General features: G+C 37.3%; 19 protein-coding genes and 1 tRNA gene. 13 read left to right on the plus strand and 7 right to left on the minus strand.

The window, feature by feature from the left end; all coding sequences use genetic code 11:
• The first annotated feature begins 160 nt into the window (after positions 1-160).
• The 6 genes from porG (at position 161) to murI (ending at position 6,378) form a co-directional block, all read left to right on the plus strand.
• On the plus strand, positions 161-862 hold the full coding sequence (gene porG, locus CGC47_RS00300; protein ID WP_041998940.1) for a type IX secretion system protein PorG: 702 nt from the start codon (positions 161-163) through the stop codon (positions 860-862).
• A gap of 23 nt (positions 863-885) precedes the next feature.
• The gene (locus CGC47_RS00305; RefSeq protein WP_041913810.1) at positions 886-1,608 is read left to right on the plus strand and encodes an isoprenyl transferase; all 723 of its coding nucleotides are present in this window, start codon (positions 886-888) and stop codon (positions 1,606-1,608) included.
• 4 nt (positions 1,609-1,612) lie between these two features.
• On the plus strand, positions 1,613-4,150 hold the full coding sequence (gene bamA, locus CGC47_RS00310) for an outer membrane protein assembly factor BamA (protein WP_041998937.1): 2,538 nt from the start codon (positions 1,613-1,615) through the stop codon (positions 4,148-4,150).
• A gap of 33 nt (positions 4,151-4,183) precedes the next feature.
• Positions 4,184-4,948, plus strand: a complete 765-nt coding sequence (locus tag CGC47_RS00315; RefSeq protein ID WP_013997016.1) for an OmpH family outer membrane protein — start codon at positions 4,184-4,186, stop codon at positions 4,946-4,948.
• Between the two features lie 37 nt (positions 4,949-4,985).
• Positions 4,986-5,519 (plus strand): OmpH family outer membrane protein, encoded by a 534-nt coding sequence (locus CGC47_RS00320; protein ID WP_013997017.1) that lies wholly within the window; start codon positions 4,986-4,988, stop codon positions 5,517-5,519.
• A 67-nt stretch (positions 5,520-5,586) separates the two neighbouring features.
• Positions 5,587-6,378 (plus strand): glutamate racemase, encoded by a 792-nt coding sequence (gene murI / locus CGC47_RS00325; RefSeq protein WP_013997018.1) that lies wholly within the window; start codon positions 5,587-5,589, stop codon positions 6,376-6,378.
• Here the strand turns inward: murI and CGC47_RS00330 are convergent.
• From CGC47_RS00330 to CGC47_RS00340, 3 genes are read right to left on the minus strand one after another with little or no spacing between them, the layout of a single operon-like run.
• Positions 6,375-6,890: a GNAT family N-acetyltransferase gene (locus CGC47_RS00330; protein ID WP_041998933.1), complete on the minus strand. Its 516-nt coding sequence runs from the start codon at positions 6,888-6,890 to the stop codon at positions 6,375-6,377. The two genes, murI and CGC47_RS00330, sit on opposite strands and share 4 nt — an antisense overlap.
• Positions 6,891-6,899: 9 nt before the next feature.
• A complete protein-coding gene (gene yaaA, locus CGC47_RS00335) occupies positions 6,900-7,661 on the minus strand; it encodes a peroxide stress protein YaaA (protein WP_041998930.1) in 762 nt (253 codons plus the stop codon).
• Positions 7,662-7,668: 7 nt separating this feature from the next.
• Positions 7,669-8,910 carry a sulfate adenylyltransferase subunit 1 gene (locus CGC47_RS00340; RefSeq protein WP_041998927.1) on the minus strand — a complete coding sequence of 414 codons (1,242 nt, stop codon included), beginning with the start codon at positions 8,908-8,910 and terminating at the stop codon, positions 7,669-7,671.
• Positions 8,911-9,111: 201 nt separating this feature from the next.
• On the opposite strand from CGC47_RS00340, the gene CGC47_RS00345 reads away from it, so the two are divergent.
• Positions 9,112-9,193, plus strand: a tRNA-Tyr gene (locus tag CGC47_RS00345).
• A gap of 61 nt (positions 9,194-9,254) precedes the next feature.
• On the opposite strand, the gene CGC47_RS00350 is transcribed toward CGC47_RS00345, so the two are convergent.
• The gene (locus tag CGC47_RS00350; RefSeq protein ID WP_041998924.1) at positions 9,255-9,782 is read right to left on the minus strand and encodes a hypothetical protein; all 528 of its coding nucleotides are present in this window, start codon (positions 9,780-9,782) and stop codon (positions 9,255-9,257) included.
• A 189-nt stretch (positions 9,783-9,971) separates the two neighbouring features.
• On the minus strand, positions 9,972-10,661 hold the full coding sequence (locus CGC47_RS00355; protein ID WP_013997024.1) for an ABC transporter ATP-binding protein: 690 nt from the start codon (positions 10,659-10,661) through the stop codon (positions 9,972-9,974).
• 338 nt (positions 10,662-10,999) lie between these two features.
• Here CGC47_RS00355 and CGC47_RS00360 point away from each other — a divergent pair, with 338 nt between their 5' ends.
• On the plus strand, positions 11,000-11,539 hold the full coding sequence (locus CGC47_RS00360; protein WP_013997026.1) for a DUF4199 domain-containing protein: 540 nt from the start codon (positions 11,000-11,002) through the stop codon (positions 11,537-11,539).
• Positions 11,540-11,827: 288 nt separating this feature from the next.
• On the opposite strand, the gene CGC47_RS00365 is transcribed toward CGC47_RS00360, so the two are convergent.
• Complete coding sequence (locus CGC47_RS00365) at positions 11,828-13,423, minus strand: pyruvate dehydrogenase complex dihydrolipoamide acetyltransferase (RefSeq protein WP_041998718.1); 1,596 nt, start codon at positions 13,421-13,423, stop codon at positions 11,828-11,830.
• A gap of 6 nt (positions 13,424-13,429) precedes the next feature.
• A complete protein-coding gene (pdhA, locus tag CGC47_RS00370; protein ID WP_013997028.1) occupies positions 13,430-14,428 on the minus strand; it encodes a pyruvate dehydrogenase (acetyl-transferring) E1 component subunit alpha in 999 nt (332 codons plus the stop codon).
• A gap of 355 nt (positions 14,429-14,783) precedes the next feature.
• Here pdhA and acs point away from each other — a divergent pair, with 355 nt between their 5' ends.
• The 5 genes from acs (at position 14,784) to CGC47_RS00395 (ending at position 22,251) form a co-directional block, all read left to right on the plus strand.
• Entirely contained in the window at positions 14,784-18,590 is a 3,807-nt protein-coding gene (gene acs / locus CGC47_RS00375) for an acetate--CoA ligase (protein WP_449384844.1), read from the plus strand.
• A 234-nt stretch (positions 18,591-18,824) separates the two neighbouring features.
• The gene (locus CGC47_RS00380; RefSeq protein ID WP_095899843.1) at positions 18,825-20,291 is read left to right on the plus strand and encodes an aromatic amino acid ammonia-lyase; all 1,467 of its coding nucleotides are present in this window, start codon (positions 18,825-18,827) and stop codon (positions 20,289-20,291) included.
• Positions 20,292-20,365: 74 nt separating this feature from the next.
• A protein-coding gene (gene prfB, locus CGC47_RS00385) for a peptide chain release factor 2 (RefSeq protein ID WP_111938323.1) occupies positions 20,366-21,470 on the plus strand; the annotation gives its coding sequence in 2 pieces (ribosomal slippage) (positions 20,366-20,428 and positions 20,430-21,470; 1,104 coding nt in all).
• Positions 21,471-21,478: 8 nt separating this feature from the next.
• The gene (arsC, locus tag CGC47_RS00390; RefSeq protein ID WP_041998712.1) at positions 21,479-21,829 is read left to right on the plus strand and encodes an arsenate reductase (glutaredoxin); all 351 of its coding nucleotides are present in this window, start codon (positions 21,479-21,481) and stop codon (positions 21,827-21,829) included.
• 56 nt (positions 21,830-21,885) lie between these two features.
• The gene (locus CGC47_RS00395) at positions 21,886-22,251 is read left to right on the plus strand and encodes a hypothetical protein (RefSeq protein WP_013997033.1); all 366 of its coding nucleotides are present in this window, start codon (positions 21,886-21,888) and stop codon (positions 22,249-22,251) included.
• The last annotated feature ends 7 nt before the right edge of the window (positions 22,252-22,258 follow it).

Consider the following 22,258-nt stretch of genomic DNA (forward strand, 5'->3'; position numbering starts at 1 on the left):
TTTTGTATATATCTTATTATCTTTGTGTTGAAGGTCATTTTCAAGCATTTGTTTTTATCGAATGACCTCTTATAAAAACAAAAGATACTTTATAATATAAAAAATATAATGTAGGTTTGTATAAATCTTATATATTTGCACTTTATCATTAGGTAGTAGAATGCAGAAAGTATTAGTGTACATTTTGTTTCTTAGTTTAGGAACCTCACTTTTAAAGGCACAAAATCACGAGATAGGGGTGTTTTTAGGAGGTAGTAATCCTATTGCAGATGTTGGTAGAGGCGCATACGTTTATCCCAGTAAATTGGCTATAGGAGGCTTATATAAGTGGAATTTACACGATAGATTTTCGCTTCGGGCGCAGCTTATAAAAACTACTTTATTGGGTAATGACAAGCAGTCAGATGTGATAGGAAGACAAATGAGAGGTTTTCGTTTTGAAAATCGGATAACCGAACTTATGGGTGGTTTCGAATATAATTTTTATTCTTTCAGTATGGATAAACTTTTGGACAGACCCATCACACCCTACTTGTTTTCGGGGATTAATTATTTTTGGTATGACGATTTGTTTTATGATACGACCTTTTCGTACAAATCGCTTCAAGCGGTGGTAACCTCTAAAAGAAGAGGGAGTTTTTCCATTCCAGTTATTGCGGGTATTAAAGCAAAGGTAGGGATGCGCTGGGTAATAGCCCTTGAGGTGGGTACGCGGTTCACTTTTGTAAATGACCTTGATGGAAGCTTTCCTAAAGATACTACCCGATTTTCTTTTGGAAACAAAAGTACCTATGATAAATATACTTTTGCTGGGTTAACCCTCACTTATACCTTTGGAGAAGATCCTTGTTATTGCAAATAAGAGAAAGAAAAATGAACAATTATATAGAACCGATAAAATTCCCCAATCATCTTGCCGTAATTATGGACGGTAATGGTCGTTGGGCTAAAAAACAAGGAATGCTTCGTGTTTTGGGGCACGAGAACGGAGCAAAATCGGTAGAACAGACCATAGAATATTGTGTTGAAAATCAAATAAAATACGTTACTCTTTATGCCTTTTCAACCGAAAATTGGAATCGCCCTAAGCACGAAGTCAAAACCTTAATGGAGCTTTTGGTCAAGTTTCTTAAAAAGAAATACGATTTACTTGCCGAACATAATATCCGTCTCAATGCCATAGGTGATCTACAGCGTTTGCCTCAAAAAGTGGCTGAGGTTTTGTTCGGAACTATTGAGAAATTAAAAAATAATACTGGAACCGTAGTTACGTTGGCTTTAGGATACGGAGCTCGTGAAGAGCTTGTTCGTGCTGTAAAAAATATGGTTTCTGATGTTAATAATCGTAAAATAACAGCAGAAAGTATTGATGAATCCCTCGTAAATAGATACCTTTACACTTTTGATTTGCCCGATGTGGATTTGCTCATACGAACCAGTGGAGAGTGTCGCATCAGTAATTTTTTGCTTTGGCAGATTGCCTATGCCGAATTGTATTTCACTGATGTACTTTGGCCTGATTTTACTAAAGAACATTTACATCAAGCCGTATTAGATTATCAAAAAAGAGAGAGAAGATTTGGAAAAACAAGTGAACAACTCAAATAAAATTATGTCATTGAAGAAATTTTTGTCTGTAATACTACTTAGTTTTGTAGGAATTGTAAGTGCACAAGAAGAAAGATTGTCATTGGAAGATGGAAAAAAATACGTTATTGGCGGTATTGAAGTTACTGGAGCCAAACGATATAACGAACAAACCATCTTAACTACTTCAGGGCTTAAAGTAGGCGACCAAATTATTATCCCTGGAGAAAAATTTAGTAGTATAATCCAAAAATTATGGGGATATAAACTTTTTAGTGACATCAATATCTACATACAGCGTATTGAAGGAAATACCGTGTTTTTGGAGTTAGCTATCAAGGAAATTCCTTCACTGACTGATGTAACCATCACTGGAGTGCGTAGCAAAAAAGGAGAGACCATCATTAAAGATGCTGAGCTTAAGAAAGGTGCTAAAGTCAATGAAAGTTTTATTTCCAATACCAAATATTACATCACCAACAAATACAAAAAAGAAGGGTATTTGAATACCAAAGTTACCATCGATACCAAAGTAGATACTACTGATGCTAACGGAGTTAAAATGCTGATACACATTGATAGAGGTGACAAAGTTAAGATAGGAAATATTGCTTTTGAAGGCAATGAAAAATTTTCTGATGCCAAATTACGTCGTAAACTTAAAAAGACAAAGCAACGTACTCTTGGGCGATTTTGGAAACGCTCTAAATATGTCGCTAATCAGTATAGTGAAGATTTAGTTTCGCTAATTGATTTTTACAAAGAAAATGGGTATCGTGATGCTAGAGTAATTAGTGATACACTAATGTATGCTGATAATGGAGATGTTAATTTGAAAATTAAATTGGCTGAAGGGGATCGCTATTATTTTGGAGATATCCGATTTTTAGGAAATTCAGTATATAATGATCGTATTTTACACCAAATATTAGGGATTAAAAAAGGTGATGTTTACAATGGGGTACTGCTCAAAAAGCGTGTACAAGATAATTCCAAACCCGATTCTGACGATATTGCTAACTTATATCAAAATAGTGGTTATCTATTCTCACAAATTCATCCAGTGGAAACTTCAGTGGTAAACGATACCATCAATTTTGAGATACGAATAATAGAGGGTAAACCTGCTTACTATAACAAAATTTCGGTGGTGGGTAACGAAAGAACTAATGACCACGTGCTGTATCGGGATATTCGAACTCGCCCAGGTTATTTGTACACCAAAGATGCCGTGGTGCGTACTGTTCGTGAGCTTAGCCAAATGGGAATTTTTGATGCTCAAAATATCAGCCCTGACTTTAAAAATGCTGACCCTAATGCGGGAACAGTTGATATTGAATACAATGTGACAGAGTCTGGTTCCAGCCAAATTGAATTGCAAGGAGGTTATGGTGGAGGAAGTTTTATTGGTACTTTGGGGCTTTCGTTTAATAATTTCTCCATTCGTAATCTTTTTAACAAAAAAGCATACACCCCTGTACCTATGGGAGATGGACAAAGTCTAGCATTGCGTTTACAAGCGAGTCGTTTTTACAACACATATAGTTTTTCTTTCTCTGAACCTTGGTTAGGAGGCAAACAACCTGTGCAATTTTCAGCATCGCTGTCAAGAACAGAGCAATACGGGTATAGTGCTTATTCTTACGATGTTGACCGAGGAAAAAAATTCATTATTCACGGGGTAATGGTAGGTCTTGCCAAGCGTTTGCGCGTTCCTGATGATTATTTTCAGATTTCACATACACTTAGTTTCCAGCATTATAACTTGAAAAATTATTATAATACAGGGTTGTTTACCTTTGGAGATGGAAATTCTAACTCTTTGGCTTATACCATAGGACTTTCCAGAAACTCTAGCGGTCCGAATCCTATTTTCCCAATGACGGGAAGTAATTTTAGCGTAAGTGCTAAACTGACTCCGCCATATTCGCTGTTTAATAAAGTGGATTACAACGATTTGATGGAGCAAAGAAGTAAGGCACAAGCCGAAAATAACACTACTCAAATTCGAGAAATTGACCAAGAACGTTTTCGTTGGTTGGAATTTTTCAAAATCAAAGCCAGTGGAGTTTGGTACACCAATATCATTGATAAATTGGTGTTGAAAACAGGGGCAGATTTCGGATACTTAGGGGCTTATAATAAAGACAGGGGCGTAATCCCTTTTGAAAGATTCTTTATGGGAGGAGACGGACTTGGGTATTATGCCTTAGACGGACGTGAAAACATACAATTACGAGGTTATGAAAACCAGTCATTATCTACCTCTGATGACGGAGATGCTGTGTTTAATAAATTTTCACTCGAATTGCGCTATCCTATCACTTTGAAACCGATGGCTTCCATTTACGGCTTGGTTTTTGCTGAAGGAGGAAATGCCTACACAGGTTTTTCTAAGTTTAATCCCTTTGAATTGAAGCGTTCGGCAGGATTAGGATTGCGTATTTTTATGCCTCAGTTTGGTATGCTCGGAATTGATTTTGGGTATGGTTTCGATAATCAAGTTGGGCGTATCGGACCCAGCGGATGGCAAACACACTTTATTTTTGGACAACAATTTTAATTTTGGCACGATATTTTCTTAATCACTTTTGAAATGAAAAAACAAGTCATACATAGCGTTGTATTTTTGCTTTTGGCAACCACTGGTTTGTTCGCTCAAAAGAATATGCGAATCGGTTACGTGGATATGGATTTCATTTTAGAAAACGTAGAAGAGTACAAAATAGCCAGTGCCCAGTTTGCCCAGCAAGTTGAGCAATGGGAGGCTGAAATTGAAAAGAGAAAAACTAAAATTGAAGCCGAGAAAAACAAATTGGAAGCCGAAAAACCGCTTCTAACTCCAGAACTCATAAAAGATAGGGAGCAGGAAATTGCTATTTTGGAACACAATTTGAGAGTATATCAGCAAGAAAAATTTGGAGCAGAAAATGGCGAGTACGTCAAGCAAAAATTTATGTTAGCAAAACCCATTCAAGACCAAGTTTTTAATGCAGTACAAGAAATAGGTAAACTCAAAAAATATGATTTTATCTTTGAAAAGAGTGATGTTTCAATGTTGTATTCAAATAATCAGCACAATTTGAGCCGATTGATACTTCGGGTAATCAATAAAAAAGAAAGCGCTGAGGATAGGAATAAAAGTATGGCAGAGCTTTTAAAAGAAAATTACGATTTCGAAGTGGTTGATGAAAAGGCTCAACGTAAAGCTGAAATTGAACAAGCGCGTCAGCAAAGAGCACAAGAACGTGAAAAACAGCGTGAGGCAGCACGTCAGCAACGTTTGCAAGAGCGCGAACAGAAAAAAAAGGAAGCTGAAGAACGTAAGAAAAAATTGGAAGAACAAAAAATAAACAAATAAACAAACTAAGATTATATTAACACTTTAATTTACACAGATGATGAGAAACATTAAAACTATTATGATTGCGTTTGCTCTTGTTTTTGGAGCAACTTCTATGGCAACAGCTCAAAGCAAAGTAGCTCATATTGATATGCAAAAACTTTTGCAAGAAATGCCAGAAATGAAAGCTGCTGAGGCACAACTTAAAAAATTAGAGCAAACCTACACAGCTGATATTCAAGCATCAATTAAAGAATTGCAAACTAAGGCACAAACATATCAGAATGAGGCGGCTGCTCTAAGCGAACAACAACTTAAAGCCAGAGAGGCTGAATTTTTGAAAAAATCAGAAGAAATTCAATCTATGGAAAACAACATCCGTCAAGCGCAACAAACCGCTCAGCAAGATTTGCAAAAGAAACAAGAGGAATTAGTAGAGCCTATTTTGAATAAAATCAAAAATGCGGTAGATAAAGTTGCTAAAGCACAAGGAGTTAACTACGTATTCAACTCAAGCTTAGGTTCAGGACTAATTGTTGCTAATGGTATTGATTTGTATTCTAGCGTTAAAAAGGAATTAGGATTCTAATAAAAAATTAAATAAAATCGTTATTAAAAGTGTTCGTTTTCTGCGAACACTTTTTTATTTTTGTGTTATGATGATAACTGAAAATCCGATAGGTTTATTTGACTCGGGGGTAGGAGGGACTACCATTTGGCGTGAAATCACAAGCCTAATGCCTTTAGAAAATACGCTCTTTTTGGCAGATAGTGCCAATGCTCCTTATGGGATTAAAAGCAAGGAGCAAATTATTGCATTGAGCGAAAAAAATACAGAATATTTGCTGGAGCAGAATTCGAAGATAATCGTTGTGGCTTGTAATACAGCAACTACCAATGCTATTGCTCACTTACGAAGTAAATATACCGTACCATTTATAGGGATAGAACCTGCTATAAAACCTGCTGCCTTACAAAGTCGCACTAAAAGAGTAGGAGTGTTAGCAACTCGCGGAACATTATCCAGCGAATTATTTATGAAAACCAGTAACGATTCGGTGCGAAAAAACGGAATTTTACTAGTGGAACAAGTAGGTGAGGGGTTGGTTTCTTTGATTGAATCTGGCGCATTAGAAAGTGAAGAAACATTTAGGCTTTTACAAAAATACCTACAACCGATGCTCCTACAAGGAATAGATTATTTGGTATTGGGTTGTACTCACTATCCGTATTTGTTACCTCAAATCCGGCAGATAGTACCTAAAAATATTCAAATCATTGATTCGGGGTACGCTGTAGCTAAACAAACTCGAAACGTAATGGCACAACATAAATTGCTTCAAAAGGAAAATAAACACCCACAACATCGATGGATAACCAATGGAAATATTGAGATTTTGCGACAATTTGCTTCTGAAAATATCCGTTTGGAGCAACAATTTTTTTAATCTGTCATCAGTAATTTTTCAAAAGCCATTCGTGGTGTTCCTCTAAAATATACGGTGCCACAATAGGTGTACTTTGCCTTCTCAAGTACTTTAAGCATTGCGTAATTATCGAAATTGGTATCGATTTTTATACTATTCACACCACGTTGTTTTGCTAATATTTCAGCTTTTTGTAATATTTGATGTGCAAAACCTTTACCTTTAGCTCGTATAGAGATTGCCATTCGATGCACTACCATATAAGGTGTACCTTTTTGGGAAAGCCAATGCCCTTCCAGTATTTCATAAGCAGGTTCTACATCAAAAATAACAGCAACATAACCAATAATTTCGAGGTTATGTAAGACAACGTATCCATACTGTTGGGCAATGTCAGCGGCAATGGTATTCAGGTTCGGATATCCGTCTTGCCATTGGGTGCTTCCTTCTTCTTTTCGAGAGCGGATAGCTTGTTGGATGATTTCCCAAATTAGAGGCAAATCATCAGGCAGAGCTTTTTGTAATACAATCATCAGTTAATTTCATCGGACAAACACAAGTTCATTGGGCTTAAGGGTATGTTCTTGGCTGAAATGATATCCTTCGTAGTTAAATCCTTTTATATCTTCAATTGAATCAATTTGGTTTTCTATCAGATAACGAGCCATAAGTCCGCGTGCCTTTTTAGCAAAAAAACTAATTGTTTTTAAGGAATCTCCTTTCCAATCTTTAAATATGGGGGTGATTATGGTAGCCTTGAGTTTACGCGTATCTATGGCTTTGAAATATTCGTTACTTGCCAGATTGATAAATAACTCATCTTTGGCAATTTCTTTATTCAAAGCAGCAGTGAGGTCTTCTTTCCAAAAATCGTATAAATCTTTTTCATTCCCGATGGCTATTTTTGTGCCCATTTCTAAACGATAAGCCTGAATTAAATCCAAAGGTTTCAAAACTCCGTATAACCCCGAAAGGATACGCAGTGAATTTTGCATTTTTCCGATGTGTTCGGGGTTGAGGGTATAAACATCAAGCCCTACATAGACCTCTCCGCTAAAAGAATAAACCGCCTGACGTGCATTTTCTGGAGTAAAAGGCAGATGAAAATTTTGATTACGTTGCCAATTTAACTCGGCGAGTTTTTCAGAAATCCCCATTAGTTGGGTAAGTTGTTTAGGGGATAGTTCTTTAAGCTGAGTTTGTATCTGACGAGTTTTTTTCTCAAACTGAGGCTGAGAATAATTGTCGGTAGGAATTTTACTTTCCATATCCAACGATTTGGCAGGAGAAATAACAATTTTCATAATCTATTTATTTTAAAAGTACAGCCCCCACGGTTACATAACTGGTTGAGTCGATAAGAATGGCACCTCCCATAGCACGTAGCTTATTATAGCTATCGTAAGCCAATGGAGCAGAAGTTTTTAATCGTACAGAAACGACTTCATTTAAACCTACACTTCCCTCAATGGAGTGTCTCTCAAGGGTATTTACATCAATACGTTCTTGAATTTCTTTAATGATAGCATTCACTACATTGGTGTTGTGTTGTAGTAGGTAACGTCCGCCAGCGTGTAGTGGACGCTCATCCATCCAACAAATGATAGCTTCCATTTCGTTGGAAACTTTTAGAGAATCATCTTCCTTAGCGATTAAAGCTCCGCGACTTACATCAATATCTTCTTTCAGATGCAATACAGCACTTTGCGGAGCGTGAGCCTCATTGACTTGCTGATTATTTACTTCTATTTGCGAGATAGTTGCCGAAATTCCTGAAGGGTAAATTTTTACTTGGTCTCCTTTTTTGAAAATTCCACTTTCAATTTTTCCAGCATATCCGCGATAGTCGTGATATTCTTCAGTTTGTGGGCGAAGCACTAATTGTACGGGAAAACGTGCGTGGGTTAAATCTACGGTACTTTCTAATTCCATAGTTTCTAAGCGTTCCAATAAAGGACAGGCTTTGTACCAGTTCATTCGGGTAGATTTTTCTACGATGTTGTCGCCCTCTAAAGCACTAATGGGGATAAACTCTACATTTTTAAGTTGGAGAGCATTAGCCACTTTCTCATAGTCGGAGACAATAGCCTCGAAACGTTCTTTAGAGAATCCTACTAAGTCCATCTTATTGATAGCCACTAAAACGTGTGGAATATTCAGTAGCGAAGCAATAATGGAATGTCTTCGAGTTTGTTCAATAACTCCATTTCTGGCATCGATAAGGATAATGATAACATCAGCATTTGATGCGCCAGTTACCATATTTCGAGTATATTGGATATGTCCAGGAGCATCAGCGATAATGAATTTTCGTCTTGGAGTAGCAAAATACTTGTAAGCTACATCAATGGTAATACCTTGTTCGCGTTCGGCACGTAGTCCATCGGTTAAAAGGGCTAAATCAACACTACCATCATCACGATTTTTGGAACTTCTTTCAAGGGCTTCCATTTGGTCAATTAAAATATTTTTGCTATCGTACAAAAGTCTCCCGATGAGAGTACTTTTTCCATCATCAACACTTCCTGCAGTTAAAAAACGTAATATATCCATACAATTCTGTAAATTAAAACATTAGAATATAATCTGCCTAAAAGACAAACTAAGGCAAATATACAGATTTTTAATGGTCAAACCACAGTATCATTAGTAAAAATATAGTTTTTTGAATTTGATAGATGTAAAATTTTGTTGTTATTTTTTAGGTAATTGTTTTGTTTTAAATAAAAAAGTAGTATATTTGCAACCGCTTTTGGGGAGATACTCAAGCGGCCAACGAGGGCAGACTGTAAATCTGCTGACTATGTCTTCGCAGGTTCGAATCCTGCTCTCCCCACAGATAAGAAACAGCCTCACTTTGTGAGGCTGTTTTTTGTTTTTATCTCACAAAATATCAATTATAATCCGATAACTACGCCTATATTTGGTACAAAACCTCCTGAGAAAGCACTTTTGTCTTTTTTGTAGAGTACATTATACGAGGCGCCTACTTGCAGGTAAGCATTACCTCCGATGTTTTGCATATATCCACCTCCAATATAAAGCGCATCTTCATTCGTTTTGAATGTCTTACGTGTGTTTTTGTGGTATTGCGAAATCATATAATGTTGAAAAGAAGAATGAAAATAAGCATATCTGCCCAAATAATAGTTTATAGCAGGACCAATACCAAACATAGAATTCCGATAGCTACTACTATTCAAGAAAGTGTAGTTAGCAATTGCAGTGGCTTCCAAATCAGGAGTAAGTTTGTAACCTACTCTGGGAGATATAAAAATGCCTAATCCACCATTTCCTCCGCTGACTCCAACATTTCCCCCAAAAGTCCAGGCAGACGTACGAGCAACCCCTGAAGTCATCGATTGATTTTGAGCATAAAGACCTCCAATAAATAAAACAAAGCAAGAAATCAATAATTTTTTCATAGTTTTTTGAGTTAAAGATATTTTAAGAAAATCAATTAATGTTTTTTTGAGAAATTCCTTCTTTTTTGGCTTGATAATTCTCTTTAAAATTTCGTTTTTTTCGTCGGTATAATTTACGTTGATTATTCCGATTGTTCCATAAAACTAATAGAAAAGCAATAGGCAAAAGCAATAAAAACCACATTTTATTTAAAATTTATTTTTATGTAAGTCGCTGTCAATAAGTCCGTCACGCAATCTGATGATGCGATGCGCGTGGTTGGCAATATCTTCCTCGTGGGTTACTAAAATCACGGTATTACCTCGGTTATGAATTTCGTCGAACAAATTCATAATTTCATACGAGGTTTTTGAGTCAAGGTTTCCTGTAGGCTCATCAGCCAAAATTATCGAGGGGTGGTTTACTAAAGCTCGGGCTACAGCTACTCGCTGACGTTGCCCCCCTGAAAGTTGGTTGGGTTTATGGTCTATACGGTCGGAGAGTCCTACCATTTCTAAAACTTCTTTGGAGCGTTTTTGTCGTTCTTCCTTTGGAAAACCCGCATAAACCATCGGTAAGGCAACATTGTCCAAAGCGGTAGTTCGTGGCATAAGATTGAAGGTTTGAAAAACGAAGCCGATTTCGCGATTTCGGATGTCTGCCAATTCATTATCCGTCATTTTACTAACATCTTTTCCATTAAGAATGTAACTCCCCGAAGTAGGAGTATCTAAACAGCCCAAAATATTCATCAAGGTAGATTTTCCTGAACCAGAGGGTCCCATAAGAGCGACATATTCTCCCTTTTTTATGGTCAAATTGATGCCTTTTAGTACGTGTAATACTTCGTTTCCCAATCGAAAATCACGCTTAATATCCTTTATTTCTAGTAAATTCATACGATATTCCTATTGAGTTACGAATATAATAAAAAAATATGATAATTCTTATGATGTGAAATAACTTTTGATAAAATATATGGAAATTTTTAATCACTATTTAAAATAGAATTTTTAATATAAATAAAGTGTTGTGGATTAGTTGTTTAATGTAGGGCTTTATTTGCTTTACTTCATTTTAAATCATTCAGAACAAAGCAAATGCTATTGGAGTTTTATATAAATTAACCTTAAACGTAATTTTATGTGTAAAACTTAAAATTTCTATTTTCAAATTTAGGTTTTCATAAGAAAATGTGTATTTTTGACAAGTATTAACTAATAATTTTGGAAAATAAATGGAAACAAAAGTAGATGCAAAAAGCATAATGCTTAAATTTGGAGGTCTGTTAGGTTTGGGTATGGTAATTTTACAAGTTATTCCTTACCTTACGGGAGAGGTTTATAACCCTGGTTCGGTTTTAACCTTATTAACTGGATTTTTAGGTTACGGAGTTATCATCGCTTGTATTGTTTTTGCGATGTTAGCGTTTCGTAAACAAAATGAAGGATTTATGGCTTTTGGTGAAGGGCTGAAAGTAGGTATGGGAGTAGCGGTAATCGGTGGATTGATTGTCGCTGTATATACTTTCATATTTATGAACTATATTGAGCCTGATTTTGCACAAAAAATATTAGAAATCGAAATGCAAAAAACATTGGAGGCTAACCCTCAAATGACTCAGGAACAAATGGATATGGCACAGAAGATTAGTTCTAAGTTTGCACAAACTTGGATAATTACAGCCATTAGCTTTGTAGGCTCGTTGTTTTTTGGCTTTATTGTTTCACTAGTTGCTTCTGCAGTTCTCCAAAAGAAAAGACCTGATACTTTTTAATTTAGGAGAAGTTATTTAAAGATTTTTAGGTCGTGTTATAAAAAGTATGATGATGGTTTGGGTTGTCAGGCTGATCGTAGTCGAAGCCTCATAATAGTAGGGCTTCTTCACATACTCCGTTTTCACGGACTTTGATCAGTCTGACAAGAATATCCTCTTTTTAAAGATATCATACTTTTACAACCATTTCTAAGCAAGCATTTTAATGATTTGAAAACTTTGGTAAACAAAAAGCTGCTCAAAAAAGAGCAGCTTTTCTATTTTTATTGAACTGTTTAGCTTTTGGTTTTAAGCTAACATAGTTACTGGATTTTCTAAAAAGGCTTTTAGCGTTTGTAAAAATTGTGCGCCAGTAGCTCCATCTACCGTTCTGTGGTCACAAGCTAAAGTGAGTTTCATAGTATTGCCGATAACAATTTGTCCGTTTTTAACCACAGGTTTTTCAACAATAGCACCTACCGAAAGAATAGCCGAATTAGGCTGGTTGATGATAGAGGTAAAACTTTCAATGCCAAACATACCCAAATTGGAAATGGTAAATGTACTGCCCTCCATTTCAGCAGGAGTTAGTTTTTTATTACGAGCTTTTCCTGCTAAATCTTTGACTTGTCCGCCGATTTGACTTAAAGAGAGCTGGTCGGCAAATTTCAAAACAGGTACTACTAAACCATCTTCAACAGCTACAGCCACTCCTAAATGTATGTGTTTGTTATACACGGTTACATCACCCTTCCAGGAGGTATTTACCTGCGGATGCTTCTTCAAAGCCATAGCACACGCTTTCAGCACCAAATCATTGAAAGAAACTTTGGTTTCTGGCAAATTATTGATTTGTGTACGCGATGCAATAGCGTTTTCCATATCAATTTCAATGGAAAGATAATAATGAGGTGCTGTAAATTTCGATTCGGAAAGGCGTTTAGCAATGGTTTTACGCATTTGCGAATTTTTAACCTCATCGGAGCTTTCCTCACCAAAAGTAGTTACCATACTAGCGGATTGTGTTGGAGCTGAAGCCGAAGTTTTTGCAGACGGAACAAAATTTTCAACATCTTTTTTGATGATGCGTCCATTTTCGCCACTGCCTTGTACCTCTGAAAGGTTAATACCTTTTTCCTCTGCAATTTTTTTAGCCAAAGGCGATACAAATATACGCTCGTTTTGGTTATTTGAAGTTTTAGGCGTTTCCTTAGCTATTGCTTCTGTTTTTTCAGCAGATTTATTTTCAGTAGGTTTTGGTGCTTGAAGGGTATTTCCTCCTTTTGCGTGAGCCAAAACAGCATCAACATCAGTACCTTTTTTACCGATGATTGCTAAAACAGCATCAATTGGGGCAGAGCCCCCTTCTTCAATGCCTATGTATAATAAAGTTCCAGAATAGAACGATTCAAACTCCATTGTGGCTTTGTCGGTTTCGATTTCTGCTAGAATATCGCCTTCCGAAACCTCGTCACCCACCTTTTTAAGCCAAGTAGCAACTGTACCTTCGGTCATCGTGTCGCTCAAACGTGGCATAGTAACGATTTCTGCACCTTCGGGTTTTGCAACATTCGCTACAGGTGCAGGAGTTGTTTCGGGTTCTGATTTGGTCTCTTCAGTTTTTGGAGCGGAGCTACCTCCACCAATCAAAGCAGAGATGTCTTCCCCTTCCTTACCAACAATAGCCAGTAGCGTATCTACCTTTGCCGTTTCTCCTTCTTGTAAACCAATATGAAGCAATGTACCAGAGTAAAAAGATTCAAACTCCATAGTTGCTTTATCGGTTTCAATTTCAGCAAGGATATCACCTTCTTGAATATGATCACCTACTTTTTTGAGCCATTTTGCAACAACACCTTCTTCCATAGTGTCGCTCAAACGTGGCATATTGATTATTTCTGCCATTTTTTATTATAATTTATGGGGTAAAAAAGGATAATTTTCTTGTTCGTAAACTACATCATACATCACATTTTTGCTTGGGAAAGGAGATTCTTCTGCAAATTTTTCACATTCTGCTACCAAATTTTTCACTCTTTCATCGATGGTTTGAATTTCCTCATCAGTGGCGTATTTGTTCTCGATAATCACGTCAAGCACTTGTGTGATGGGGTCGATTTTTTTGTATTCTTCAACCTCCTCTTTGGTTCGATAGTGTTGGGCATCGGACATAGAATGACCACGATAACGATACGTTCTGATATCAAGCAGTGTAGGTCCGTCGCCTCGTCGGGCTCTTTCTACGGCTTCGTAAACTGCTTCAGCAACAGCCACCGGATTCATACCATCTACTGGTGAGCAAGGCATTTCGTAGCCTAAACCAAGTTTCCAGATGTCAGGGTGGTTAGCCGTACGCTCTACCGAAGTTCCCATCGCATAATGATTATTTTCAATAATGAAAACTACGGGAAGTTTCCAAAGCATCGCTAGGTTGAAGGTTTCGTGCAATGACCCTTGTCTTGTAGCGCCATCTCCCATAAAGGTTAGGGTTACTCCATCTCTCCCAAAATATTTATCAGCGAAGGCTAAACCAGCCCCTAAAGGAATTTGTCCTCCAACAATACCGTGTCCGCCGTAAAAATGATGTTCTTTTGAGAAAATGTGCATTGAGCCTCCTAAACCTTGTGAAGTTCCAGTTGCTTTACCATAAAGTTCCGCCATCACTTTTCGCGGATCAACCCCTAAAGCAATGGGGTGCACGTGGTTACGATACGCGGTAATCATACGGTCTTTGGTGGGGTCAATGGCGTGCATACACCCTGCCACGATGGCTTCCTGCCCGTTGTACAAGTGCAAGAATCCTCTTACTTTTTGTTGAATGTACACTGCGGCGAGTTTATCTTCAAACTTTCTCCAGAAAAGCATATCCTCATACCATTTCAGGTACACATTTTTATCAATTTGTTTCATTATTATGGTATATTATAATCAGTTATATTTAAAGCGTAGCTAATTTTTAAACGTTGCTTATTGTTTTTTGTTTCTTCATATCAAGGAAGAAAAGCCAACCGCAAAAATAGGAAATATTTATAAATAAATCCATAAGAAATCCACTTATTTTTCGTTTTGGTGCGGTTTATTGCTCAGGCTATTGTGTGTTTTGTAGGTTATTTGAGTTAATTTTATGTTTAAGTTTTCATAACAAAAAGAGTATATTTCTTAAAAAAAAGTGAGTCCAAACTTGTTTTTTCCGGAAAAAATCGTACTTTTATCAAATCAATTTTAAACTGTGGTTATGAGTTATCAGGAGAAATACAATGAAAGTATGAAAAACACAGAGGCATTCTGGATGCAACAAACCGAGAATATCCGCTGGTTCGAAGCCCCTACCATTGGGCTTTTTCAAGAAAACGGGCAACAAAAATGGTTCAAAGACGGAAGGACAAATTTATGTTATTTAGCTTTGGACAGACATATTGAGCGGGGATTTGGAGATAAAGTAGCCTTAGTGTACGATTCCTTCCTTTATCAACAAAAAGTTACCTTTACGTTCAACGAAGCCAAAGGCGAAGTGGAGCGTTTGGCGGGCGGATTGAGTAGCTTAGGAGTTACCTCAGGCGATGTAGTTTTGATTTTTATGCCGATGATTCCGCAAACTATTTTTAGTATGTTGGCTTGTACGCGTATTGGAGCGGTTCACGCAATTGTTTACGGAGGACTTTCTGCCACTGATTTGGAAAAACACATCAATCACGTACGCCCAAAAGTGATTATAACGGCTTCATCGGGTATTGAAAATGATGCGATTGTATCTTATAAACCTATAGTTGACAAGGCTATCGATAAAGCGAAATTTAAACCGCAACACGTGGTGTTGTTTAATCGAAAATTGGGGGCATATCAAACCGTGCAGAAATATGATATAGACTATCACGAGTTTGTTAAAATGGCTACTCCAATGGGCTGTAGAATACTTCCTTCATCGCATCCTTCTTCCGTAGTATTTGTAACTGATACTGATAATGTACTTCGAGGGATGGTTAGGGATACTGGAGGGTTTGCTGTCAGTTTAGCTTATTCTATGCGTAATGTTTTAGATGTAAGCCGAGAAACGGTATTTATGACTTCCTTTAATTTGGATACTATTGTTGGTAGTGATTTTAGCGTATATGCACCACTTATTTTAGGGGCTTGTACGGTGATATATGAGGGGGAAAGCTCTAAGAATATGCCTCCTGATGAAATATGGCGATTGGTGGAAGAATACAAAATAAGCCATTTTATGCTGTCTCCTTCAGTGATGCGCCACATCAAAAATAGAGACCCTAAAGGTAAAGCGGCACAATCTAGAGATATTTCCAGCCTAAAATATATGTTTTTTACCGGAGAGCGCTTTGAGCTTACTTTATTCGATTATATTAAAAGGTCAGTTCAAGCCACTATAACCAACCTTTGGTTGCCGTCTGAGGCTGGAGTACCCGTTATTGCAAATTGTATGGGACTTGAGCATCATCAAGTGAGTACATCTGATATTGGTAGGGCAGTTCCAGGATACAAAATTCAGGTACTTTCTGATATGAAAGGAGAACTTTTATCGTACGATCAAGAAGGAGTATTGGCGTACGATTACCCTCTTGCTCCAGGGTTTGTACAAACGTATTGGAATAATCCAAACCAGTTCGAGCAAGATTTCTTGGCGCAATACCCAGGTTATTTCTCGTCTTCGTATTTTGGTTCGGTAGATAAAGACGGATATTTCCATATTTCAGGAAAGGTGACTGACCAGATTCTGGTGGCAGGGAAAAACATTTCGGCGGTGGAGCTGGAGCAGGTCATTATTGCGCATCCTATGGTTTGTGAATGTGCTGTTGTAGGATTGGAAGACGAAAGCAAAGGAAATGTTCCAATAGCCGTTGTTGTGCCTAATCCAGAGTTTGAGTTCTATGATTCGGTGGCTATGGAAAACAGTATCAAACAACACGTAATGAAAGATTTTAATACGCTTGGATTTATAGATAGGGTGTTGAAAGTGAAAAGGTTGCCTCGTTGTAAAGAAGGGCGTTTGCTTCGTGATTCCATTCGTCGTATGCTGAATGGTAAAAAATACGAAATTCCTTCGGCAATATCTAATCCTGAAGTATTTGATGAATTGATTCACAAATTCAAACGTAAAAAAATAGGAGCTTTTTCCGACGGAAATCAAACAGCAAATTCTCTCAAAATATTAGCAGACCGATATTATAACATCAATTCGCTTTCCAAGTATATTGATGTGTACCGTATCTCTCAAAGCGACCCTATCGACTTTTGGGAGACCGTTGCAACCAATAACTTCTTTTGGAGAAGACGTTGGGAACAAGCCTTCAAATGGGATAAAGAAAATCATCACGTGGAGTGGTTTTCAGGTGCCAAATTAAATATCACGGAAAATTGTATTGACCGTCATTTGGGTGAAAAGGGGCAACAAACAGCAATCATTTGGGAACCTAATCATCCTGATGATCAGGCACAACACATTACCTATGCTGAGTTGTCAAAACGAGTCAATAAAATGGCAAACGTGCTCAAAGACAAGGGAATAAAAAAAGGCGACCGTGTATGTATTTATCTGCCAATGATTCCCGAACTTGCCGTATCTGTACTTGCTTGTGCACGTATTGGCGCGGTGCATTCGGTGGTTTTTGCTGGTTTTTCATCTACGGCATTGGCTACTCGAATAAACGATGCTCAATGCAAAATGGTTATTACTTCCGATGGAGCTTCACGTGGAGAAAAAATCATTGATTTAAAGTCAATTGTAGATGAAGCACTTAAAGATAACGTTTGTGTCGAATCCGTTTTGGTGGTTGACCACTTACAATCAGATGTTTCAATGCTTCCTAACCGTGATTATTGGTTGAAATCTTTGCTACAAGAAGCCTCTGAACAATGCCCTGCTACAGAAATGGATGCTGAGGATATGCTTTTCATCTTATACACTTCGGGTTCTACGGGAAAACCTAAAGGAATAGTTCATACTACGGCGGGGTATATGGTGTATAGTGCGTTCACTTTTAATAATGTATTCCAGTACAAATCTGGAGATATTCATTGGTGTACCGCTGATATTGGTTGGATTACGGGGCATAGTTACATTCTTTACGGACCATTACTCAACGGAGCTACTACAGTCATTTTTGAAGGCGCACCATCATATCCTGATTTTGGAAGATATTGGCAAATCGTTGAGAAACATAAAGTAACACAGTTCTATACTGCACCAACTGCAATACGTTCGTTAGCAAAACAATCTATAGAATTTACTCAAAAATACGACCTCTCAAGTCTTAAAATATTGGGTTCGGTAGGAGAACCCATTAACGAAGAAGCGTGGCATTGGTATAACGACCATATCGGTAAGAAAAAGTGCCCTATTGCCGATACTTGGTGGCAAACCGAAACAGGCGGAATTATGATAGCGCCTATTCCGTTTGCTACTCCCACCAAACCTACCTACGCAACATTGCCCTTACCAGGGATTTTTCCTGTACTTATGGGAGAAAATAATCAAGAAATTACAGCGAATTCTTCCGAAGGACATTTGTGTATTTCCCACCCGTGGCCTGGAATGGCACGTACCATTTACGGAGACCATAATCGTTATGTAGAGACCTATTTCTCAACCTATGAGGGTAAATATTTTACTGGAGACGGAGCTTTGCGTGATGAAGTAGGATATTACCGAATCACAGGAAGGGTAGATGATGTGATTATCGTTTCGGGACATAATTTGGGTACCGCCCCTATTGAAGATGCTATAAATGAGCATCCTGCTGTGTCCGAGTCGGCAATTGTTGGCTTCCCACACGAGGTTAAAGGAAATGCACTTTATGGGTATATCATTTTAAAAGATGAAGGACGCGTTCACGATAATGTTCGTAAAGAAATCAATCAGATTATTTCCGATAAAATTGGTGCTATTGCAAAATTAGATAAAATACAGATTGTTAGCGGATTACCTCGTACACGAAGCGGAAAAATTATGCGACGTATTTTACGTAAAATTGCAATGCACGATACGGCTGATTTAGGCGATACCTCAACACTTTTGAATCCTGAAATTATAAACGACATCATTGAAGGAGCTTTATAATTTCTAGGTCAAACGTACGAAATAATATTTTTTTATTGAAACCACATAGAAACATAGTTTTTTTTGATGTTTCTATGTGGTTTCAAACTTGATTTACAGAAAATTTACGTTTTTTACTAACTTTTTAAGTTCAAATAAATGAATTAATGGTCAATAATTTTTGTACGTTAGCCCTAAGATAACCTCATTTCAACAAATAAATTCTATATTTGTATGCGATGAAAAAGAAGAACAATGATTCACTATATATCCAATGAAACCTTAAACTTAGAGCGACTTGAGGTTATTATTTCAGAGGGCGTTAAGCTCAAACTTTCTGAAGAAGCAGTGGTTAACATTGAAAAAAGTTACACTTATTTACAAAACAGATTAAAAAACGCAACAAACCCGATTGAGAATGTTGTTAGCGCTTCTTGTTTTGACTCAAACGGGAAAATACTTCCTCAAAAAATATCAGAAAACCAACACAATTTGCTAAAATCATACGCTTGTGGGTTTGGTCGTACTGCTCCTGATACTATCGTAAAATTGATGTTGTTTTTGAAGGTACAATCGCTTAGTTATGGTTACAGTGGGGTGCATTTGAAAACGGTGGAACGACTTATTGATTTTTTCAATAACGATATTTTACCTGTGGTGTATCTGGAAGGTGCTCCTGATGATCGTATCTCTTTGGCAAATATGGCCTTACCTTTAATCGGAGAAGGAGAAGTACGTATAAATGGTAAAGTTTTTTCGGCCTGTGAATTGGAAGCTCAATACGGTTGGCGGTCTCTTCAGTTGGGAGCTAAAGAAGGCGAAGCCCTTTTGGTAGGAACACAATTAACAACGGCTTATGCGGTTTATTGTTTGATTAAATCGTTGAAAATATGTGTGTTGTCCGATTTTATTGCTTCTTTATCCGCTGATGTATTTGGTGCGGACGCAAGTCCTTTTTTAGCTGAAGTTCAAGCAGTTCGTCCGCATAAGGGACAAATTTTAACGGCAAAAAATCTTAGAACATTCTTAAGTAATAACGAGAAAAAAGAACAATACGTTCCCGAGGCTTTTTATGCTATTCCTCAGGTTCACGGTGCCGTTAAAGATGCCATTGCTGCGGTTCGTAAGGTAATTCGTACTGAAATCAATTCGGCTACTGATAATACTCTTATTTTTCAAGAGCTTAACGCTATTTTTTACGGCGGAAATTCACATACCCTGCCTTTATCATTTGCTTTGGATTACTTAGCCATTGCACTTACTGGATTAGGAAACATATCCGAAAGACGTACTTTTCATCTGATTAACAAAACGGAACATTTACCCAACAAAAAAACGCTCGATTTTTGGGTTTTACAGCGTATGGGAGAGGGGGTTTCTGTAGAAAACAAGCATTTGGCTGTCCCTACAAGTGCTGAAAATCCGATGCTTATTGAAAAAAGATTCGATATCAAAGGTATGGGTGGCAGTGCTGCAGTAAAGTGTTATCAATTGGTTGAAAATATACAGCAGCTCTTAGCTATTGAACTACTTACGGCAATGCTTTTCCTTGAAAATCAATTTGATGAAAACGATGTGAAGCGAGTAATTCTACAAGATTTTAGAAATGATTTAAAAATCAATAAAAAAAGTTTTTCACTTAAAAAGAGCCTTGAAAAGACAATACGTTTTTTAGAGAACTTTGATTTTTCTCATCAAATTTTCCAAAACTCTAAAATTTAAAATACCTTTGCACTAACTTTTTTTGTATTAAAGGTCATCTTTTATAGTAATTGACAATATAATAATAGAATTTTATGGTAAACTTTGAACAAGTTAAGGATTTAGTCAATCGCCTTGGTGCGTTAAGGAGGTATCTTTGACATCGATGCCAAACGCATTGAAATAGCCAATGAGGAAGAAAAAACATTAGCTCCTGATTTTTGGAGTAATTCGCAACAAGCCGAAAAGGTAATGAAAGCCTTACAAACTCAGAAAAAATGGGTGGAAGACTATCAACAAGCCGAAGCATTTACCGCTGATGTTGAGGTACTTTTTGATTTTTACAAAGAAGGCGAAGCTACAGCCGAAGAAGTTGAACTTCTTTTCAATAAGACGCTTCAAAGCATTGAAGCACTAGAATTTCGTAATATGCTATCGGATGAAGGGGATAGTATGAGTGCCGTACTACAAATTACGGCTGGAGCGGGAGGTACCGAAAGTTGTGATTGGGCTTCGATGCTTTTGCGTATGTACACGATGTGGTGTAACAATCAGAAATATAGTATTAAAACACTTAATTTTCAAGAAGGAGATGTGGCAGGGGTAAAAACCGTAACCATTGAAATTGACGGATCTTATGCCTTTGGCTACCTAAAAGGCGAAAACGGAGTGCATCGTTTGGTGCGCATTTCTCCTTTTGATAGTAATGCCAAAAGACACACTTCTTTTGCTTCGGTGTACGTGTATCCACTTGCCGATGATACTATTGAAATTGAAATCAATCCTGCCGATATTACTTTCGAAACGATGCGTTCTAGTGGTGCAGGAGGGCAAAATGTTAATAAAGTGGAAACCGCTGTGAGACTTCGGCATCACCCCACAGGGATTATCATCGAAAACTCTGAGACTCGCAGTCAGTTAGATAACAAAAATAAAGCCCTGCAGCTTTTAAAATCGCAACTCTATGAGATAGAACTCAAAAAACGTCAAGCCAAGCGCGACGAAATTGAAGCAGGAAAGATGAAAATCGAATGGGGTTCACAAATCCGAAATTACGTGATGCATCCTTACAAATTGGTTAAAGATGTACGTACTTCATATGAATCTACTGATGTGGATAGCGTGATGAATGGCGAAATTGACGAATTTCTAAAAGCGTTCTTGATGCTAATGGGGCAAAAAGACGAAAACCAACAATAATTATTACAATGGAAGAAATACAAATATATCACAACCCCAGATGCTCAAAGTCGCGCTGTGGACTGGAATTGATTCAATCAAAAGGGGAAAATATAAAGGTTATTGAATATTTAAAACATCCGCCTACAACTGCTGAAATAGAAGTACTTTTGGAGAAATTGGGCATTCAACCTATCGAATTGGTTCGTAAAAACGAAACACTTTGGAAAGAGCAATTTAAAAACAAAACGCTTTCCGAGACAGAAATTATTCATATACTCAGCGAAAATCCACAACTTATTGAACGACCAATAGTTGTTTTCGGAGAAAAGGCAGTTATTGCTCGTCCGCCTGAAAAAATCAACGAATTGTTTTTGTGAAATTTATAATACATAAATAAACCTTACAAATTTCCTCATTAACCTATAAGCTACAAATGGCAAGAGATGAACAATTAAAGGCTCGGTGGGAGCAAATCGTTAAAAATGTATCCGAAAGTTTTGCCGATGGCGAAAAACTGGACGTAGAGGCTATTATCTACCTCATTGGCGTTCAGGAACTCGGGCAACTTCATCGCAAATATAAGAAAGATGAAAAGGTAAACCTAATGCACATAGCCATTTGTAAGTTGCTGGAGCCTTACGGCTATTATCGTTTTGATTTTGTAGATGCTGATGGTTGGCCACACTATACGCTTGTAGAAGAATTACCTCCTTTAAAGGCTGGGGAACAGTCCGTTTTGATGAAGGAAGCCATTGTGCATTACTTTGAAAATAACGGATTTTTTGAAAATAGCCGATAAACAAATC

The organism is Capnocytophaga canimorsus (assembly GCF_002302565.1).
Lineage (GTDB): Bacteria > Bacteroidota > Bacteroidia > Flavobacteriales > Flavobacteriaceae > Capnocytophaga > Capnocytophaga canimorsus.